The organism is Olleya sp. UBA1516, assembly GCF_002323495.1.
Taxonomy (GTDB): domain Bacteria; phylum Bacteroidota; class Bacteroidia; order Flavobacteriales; family Flavobacteriaceae; genus Olleya.
Genome location: NZ_DCQO01000011.1, coordinates 60,236 through 66,374, shown reverse-complemented (window position 1 = coordinate 66,374; position 6,139 = coordinate 60,236). Strand labels below are relative to the sequence as shown.

Here is a 6,139-nt window from a genome sequence, read left to right as displayed (position 1 = left end):
CCAAAAAACAGGTTCAAAATATAATTTATCTGCTGTGTCAAAGTCTGTAGATACCGTTTCTGGATTACAGTTAATCATGATGGTTTCATAACCACATTCTGCAGCAGCTAATACACCATGTACACAACAATAATCAAACTCGATACCTTGTCCAATCCTGTTTGGTCCTGATCCTAAAACGATAACTTTTTTCTTATCAGAAACTATACTTTCATTATGCGCATAACGTGTTCCGTCAGCTGTTTCTACATCATTTTCAAATGTTGAGTAATAGTAAGGTGTTTTAGCTTCAAACTCGGCAGCACAAGTATCTACAAGTTTGTAAACACGATTAATACCTAACTCGTCTCTTTTATTATATACTTGACTTTCTAAACAGCCTAACATATGTGCTATTTGTCTGTCTCCATACCCTTTTTGTTTAGCTTCTAGAAGTAAATCTCTTTGGATGGTGTCTATTTTAAAGGTCGAAATTTCTTTTTGTAATTGGTGCAATTCTTCATATTGACGTAAAAACCACATGTCAATTTTAGTAATTTCATGTATACGACTTAAAGGAATTCCCATTTGAATGGCATCATAAATTACAAACACGCGATCCCAACTTGCGTAGGTTAGCTTTTCAATAATTTGTTCGTAATTAGTATAACCTTTACCGTCAGCACCTAAACCATTACGTTTAATCTCTAAAGATTGTGTTGCTTTATGAAGTGCTTCCTGAAAAGAACGTCCAATACCCATAACCTCTCCTACTGACTTCATTTGCAGTCCTAATGTACGATCACTTCCTTCAAACTTATCAAAATTCCAACGTGGTATTTTAACAATTACATAATCTAAAGTTGGCTCAAATAATGCTGATGTAGATTTAGTAATTTGGTTTTCTAACTCATCTAAATGATAACCTATAGCTAATTTTGCAGCTATTTTTGCAATTGGATATCCTGTTGCTTTACTAGCTAAAGCTGAAGAACGTGATACACGAGGATTAATCTCGATAGCAATTATATCTTCGTTTTCATCTGGACTAACTGCAAATTGCACGTTACATCCACCAGCAAAATCACCAATATTACGCATCATATGGATAGCCATATCACGCATTTTTTGATATGTTTTATCACTTAATGTCATTGCTGGAGCAACAGTAATGGAGTCTCCTGTGTGGATTCCTATTGGATCCATATTTTCTATAGAACAAATAATTACTACATTATCATTAGAGTCTCTTAGTAATTCTAGCTCGTATTCTTTCCATCCAATTAAGGCTTTGTCAATCATGACTTCGTGAATTGGAGAAATTTCTAATCCACGTGTTAATAACTCGTCAAAATCTTCTTCTTTATATACAAATGAAGCGCCTGCACCACCTAAAGTAAATGAGGCTCTAATTATTAAAGGAAACCCAAACTCTTGAGCAATTTCTTTACCTTTTAAGTATGATGTAGCTGTTGCTTGAGGTGCCATAGGGACTCCTATTTTAAGCATTAACTCTCTAAATTGTTCTCTGTCTTCTGTAATATTAATAGCGTCAATATTGACACCTATAATCTCTACACCAAAGTCTTTCCAAATGCCTTTTTCATCTGCTTCAATACATAAATTAAGTGCAGTTTGTCCACCCATTGTAGGTAGTACTGCATCAATTTGAGGATGTTCTTTTAAAATTTGAACAATAGACTTTGTATTAAGAGGCAACAAATATACATGATCAGCCATACTTGGGTCTGTCATGATTGTTGCTGGATTAGAATTGATTAAAATAGTTTCGATTCCGTCTTCTCTTAAAGATCTTAGTGCTTGCGTACCAGAGTAATCAAACTCACAGGCTTGCCCAATAACGATAGGACCTGAACCAATAATAAGAATAGACTTTAACTTAGGATTTTTTGGCATTTTAGTTTGTTTTTTTCGATTATCAAAAATAGTAATTATTAGATACAAAAAAAGGCGTTACACCTAAGTAACGCCTTTAAAATGTTAACAATTGTTAAACATTATTTTTTATGTCTAGTTTCAGATGAAACAGATATTTTCTTTCTTCCTTTAGCACGACGACGAGCTAATACCTTTCTACCATTAGCAGAAGCCATTCTTTCTCTAAAACCATGTTTATTTCTTCTTTTTCTCTTTGATGGCTGAAACGTTCTTTTTGGCATTGTCTTATTTTTTTAAAATCTGAATAGTATATGTTTTATTTAGTTTTATGCTTTACGTAAAACTGAGCGCAAATATACAACGAGTTTTTTATTTCACAAACCTAATTTAAAAAATATTTTTAAAGATTTTTTTAGTTTCTTTGTACTCCAATAAAAATAACGCTTAAAAACGTTACAAATCAAGTAATACAAGACTTTTAAAATTTAAAAAATGTACAATAAAGTAATAAAACTAATATTAGCAATCGGAATTTTTGGTGTAGCCATCTGGCAATTTGTGGAAGGAAACATCGGTAATGGTATCATGTACATCTTTTTAGCCCTAATATTTGTCTTCTTATATTTTAAAAATGAATTTATTTTATTAGCTTTTTTAAGATTAAGAAAACAAGATTTTCCTGGTGCTAAAAAATGGTTAGATAAAATTAAAAATCCAGATACTGCTTTAGTTAAAAAGCAACAAGGGTATTATAATTTTTTAAATGGTATTATGGTTTCTCAGGATAATATGACTGAAGCTGAACGTTATTTTAAAAAAGCAGAGCAATTAGGTTTATCTATGGATCATGATATGGCTATGGTTAAACTTAATTTAGCTGGAGTTGCAATGTCTAAAAGAAGAAAGCAAGAAGCGGTTACATTATTAGCCGAAGCACAAAAGCTTGATAAACAAGGTATGTTAACTGATCAAATAAAAATGATGAAAGAAAACATGAAACGCGCACAAGCACCTAAACAACACTTTGGTCAAGGTGGATCAATACGTGCACAAAAAAGACGTAGTAGATAATTATACTTTTATAAATTAAAAAGGGTCAAACTAATTAAAACTAGTTTGACCCTTTTTTTTTACAGTAAAGGCGCCCAAAGTCTACAATAGGCTTCTTGTATACGCTTAATATTAGATCGCTCTGTCCATTGCTCTAGATTAACTTGGATAGCACTTTCTAGGTCATTATTAAATATGCTTTTAGCTTCAATTGCTTTTTCTTTATTATAGATAAGCGCGTTGATTTCAAAATTAATATTAAAGCTTCTGTAATCCATATTACAGGTTCCTATAGTTGTAAAGACATCATCCACAACCATAGTTTTAGCATGAATAAAGCCTTTTTCATATCTATAAATTTTGACATTGGCTTCTAACAATTGTTCTAGATATGAGTTTGTGGCATGTTTTGCTGTCCACGAGTCCGATTTATCTGGAATTAGAAGCTTGACATCCACTCCACTTTTTGATGCCACTTGCATGGCTGTAATGATTTGATCATTAGGTATAAAATAAGGCGTTGTTATGTACACGTAATCTTCGGCAGTTACAATTGCAAAAAATATAGCTTCCATAATATTAGCCCAATCTGTATCTGGACCACTTGCTGCTATTTGTACTGGAGTAATTGTTTTAACCTTGTTTTGCGGAAAAAACGAACGGTTTAATGTCAAGCTAGTATCTGCTACAAAATTCCAATTGGTTAAAAATTGAGTTTGTAAGGTAAAAACAGATTCGCCAATAATTTTTAAATGTGTATCTCTCCAATAGTCTTTATTTTCGGGATAATTAACGTAAGTATCAGATACATTTATTCCGCCTACATAACCTATTTCACCATCTATAATCACAATTTTTCTGTGATTTCTATAATTCATTTTACCTGTAAATCTAGGAAACAATACTGGCATAAAAGCAAAATATTGTACTCCAGCATTGGTTAGTTTTTTCTTCATTTTAGAAGAAATTTTACTACCTACATCGTCAAAACTAAGTCTTACCGTTACGCCTTCCTTGGCTTTTTTACACAATAGATCTAAAAATCTAGTACCTATTTTATCGTCTTTTAAAATGTAATATTCAATATGAATATGTTTTTTAGCAGTGTCAATATCCTTAAAAAGCTTCTCAAATTTATTTTCGCCATTAATTATGATTTCTACATCATTAAATTTAGTTAATGGTGATTTATCATTTTTTTGAAGCAGATGAATTAATCTAATTTGATCTTCGTCAATTTTAGCTTCGTATTGCGTTAAGGATTCTGGCTGAATCTTTAAATCTTTATTAATAGATTGTATTAAATGGTTATTTAACACGTCTTTTCGATTAAAAATCTTATCCTTTCTATACTCTTGACCAAAAAAGTAATAAACTACTAATCCAAAAAAAGGAAACACTAACAATACAATGATGTACGTTAGTGTTTTTGTTGGATTTATTGATTTAAATAAAATAGTGGCAACTGCAATTATTACCAATATGTAATTGATAACAATTGCTATAGTCCACCAATTTTGGGTAAAAAAATCAAGCATTTACGGATTAGTTTGGTAGTAACCCTCTCTTGGGATATCAATAAAATATTGTTTTCTAGAACTATTATTTAAATGAGGTTCTCTTAACCAAGGGTTGTGTAATTTTAATATTTTATAGTTTATACCAAATTGCTTAGCAAAACCTGCAAAGTCAGTTACTGCAGTATCTACAGCTACTTGATAGGTTGGCACTGCTTTATACAAATCTTTGTCTCTAAAATTAAATCCATAAGCATCTGGATTAGATAAAATTTCTTTTAAAGCTATTATTCTAAACACATACCTTCCTGTTTCTTCACCTAAAAGCAAATCATAATAACTAGTCACATCTTGTTCTTTTAAGCGTCTAGAAATACCATAATTACCTGCATTATATGCTGCTGCTGCAGATGTCCAAGATCCTAAACTTTCTTTAGCTTTTTTTAAATAATCACAAGCTACTTCTGTGGCTTTTTCTAAATTATAACGTTCGTCTACATTATCGTTTACTTCTAATCCATGTTCGCGACCTGTTGCTTTCATGATTTGCCAAAACCCACTTGCTCCTGCTGGAGAACGTGCATCTGTTAAACCACTTTCAATAACTGCCAAATATTTAAAATCGTCTGGTATCCCGTTTTTTGCTAAAATAGGCTCGATAATAGGGAAATATTTTTTGGCACGCTTAAACATTAACAAACCATTAGACTGCCAATAGGTATTAACTAATAGCTCTTTATCCATGCGCTCATAAATATCTGGATTTGATAATGGTACAGCTTCTCCTGCAAACTCCAAATAGCTTGGCATTTGAATTGCGTATACATTATAATCGTTTATTATTTTTTTCTCAAAATTCTCGTCAGTAGGAGCGTCTTGATAGGCGTTAATAAATAACAATCCTAAAACGCCTAAGCCAACAATAGCTAAACTTTTTTGTACAATCTTCATCTTCTTATCTTTTGTTTAAATTTAAAATTTTTTATTCAAACCACTTAATATTTAAGCGATTAGTTTTGGTAAGTTTTCATTAAACCATTTATATTTATTAATAATCATGATATGTGTACCTCCTTTTATACTTACGCATGCTCCTAAATTAGCGAAAGGAAATACTTTATCATTATCACCATGTATATGGATTACATTATCTAATGCTTGGTCTTGATCCCAACAAACCACTTGCTGTATTGCCCAATCCAGATACATTTTATCGCTTACCGACAAATATTTTTTATATAACTCAATACGTTTAGTTATAGTATTACCAAACGCATATTTAGCCAACAAATCAACATTACTAAGTAATTGTGTGGGTAGTATTTTATATGCTTTTGTCAGACGCAACAGACGCATTCTTTTAGGCAACTCGTGTTTGGTCTTTACACTGGATACTATTATAATTTTATTGTACTTAATATACTTACTCATTTCTTGCACTAAAATCCCTCCAAAAGATACACCTAAAAGTACTGGATTATCATGTTTTACATCTTCACACATGCGTTTTGCATAGCTTGATAATGTTTCATTTGGATTGGGTAATTTCCATTCTAACCAGTAAATTTTAAATTGATTTTCCGGCAATTTAATGTGCTCAAATATCGTAGGATTAGCAGCCATACCAGGCATTAGATAAACAGGTATTACTTCTTGATTCATAAGCTTTTAACAATAAACAAACACAGTGCTAT

Annotated in this window: 6 protein-coding genes; 1 reads left to right on the top strand and 5 read right to left on the bottom strand. The window is 31.6% G+C overall.

Annotation, left to right across the window (positions count from 1 at the left end; all coding sequences use genetic code 11):
* Nucleotides 1–1,896, bottom strand: a 1,896-nt coding sequence (gene carB / locus B2989_RS07175; protein WP_292946557.1) for a carbamoyl-phosphate synthase large subunit, incomplete at its 3' end; no start/stop codon positions are given.
* A 101-nt stretch (nt 1,897–1,997) separates the two neighbouring features.
* Nucleotides 1,998–2,159: a 50S ribosomal protein L34 gene (gene rpmH, locus B2989_RS07170; protein ID WP_028281753.1), complete on the bottom strand. Its 162-nt coding sequence runs from the start codon at nt 2,157–2,159 to the stop codon at nt 1,998–2,000.
* A gap of 211 nt (nt 2,160–2,370) precedes the next feature.
* Here rpmH and B2989_RS07165 point away from each other — a divergent pair, with 211 nt between their 5' ends.
* A complete protein-coding gene (locus B2989_RS07165; protein WP_145002145.1) occupies nt 2,371–2,949 on the top strand; it encodes a DUF2892 domain-containing protein in 579 nt (192 codons plus the stop codon).
* Between the two features lie 59 nt (nt 2,950–3,008).
* On the opposite strand, the gene cls is transcribed toward B2989_RS07165, so the two are convergent.
* The 3 genes from cls to B2989_RS07150 are packed head-to-tail and all read right to left on the bottom strand — an operon-like array spanning nt 3,009 to nt 6,107.
* Nucleotides 3,009–4,466 (bottom strand): cardiolipin synthase, encoded by a 1,458-nt coding sequence (cls, locus tag B2989_RS07160; RefSeq protein WP_292946552.1) that lies wholly within the window; start codon nt 4,464–4,466, stop codon nt 3,009–3,011.
* Nucleotides 4,467–5,396 carry a lytic transglycosylase domain-containing protein gene (locus B2989_RS07155; protein ID WP_145002147.1) on the bottom strand — a complete coding sequence of 310 codons (930 nt, stop codon included), beginning with the start codon at nt 5,394–5,396 and terminating at the stop codon, nt 4,467–4,469.
* A gap of 51 nt (nt 5,397–5,447) precedes the next feature.
* Nucleotides 5,448–6,107, bottom strand: a complete 660-nt coding sequence (locus tag B2989_RS07150; RefSeq protein WP_292946548.1) for an alpha/beta hydrolase — start codon at nt 6,105–6,107, stop codon at nt 5,448–5,450.
* Between the last annotated feature and the right edge of the window lie 32 nt (nt 6,108–6,139).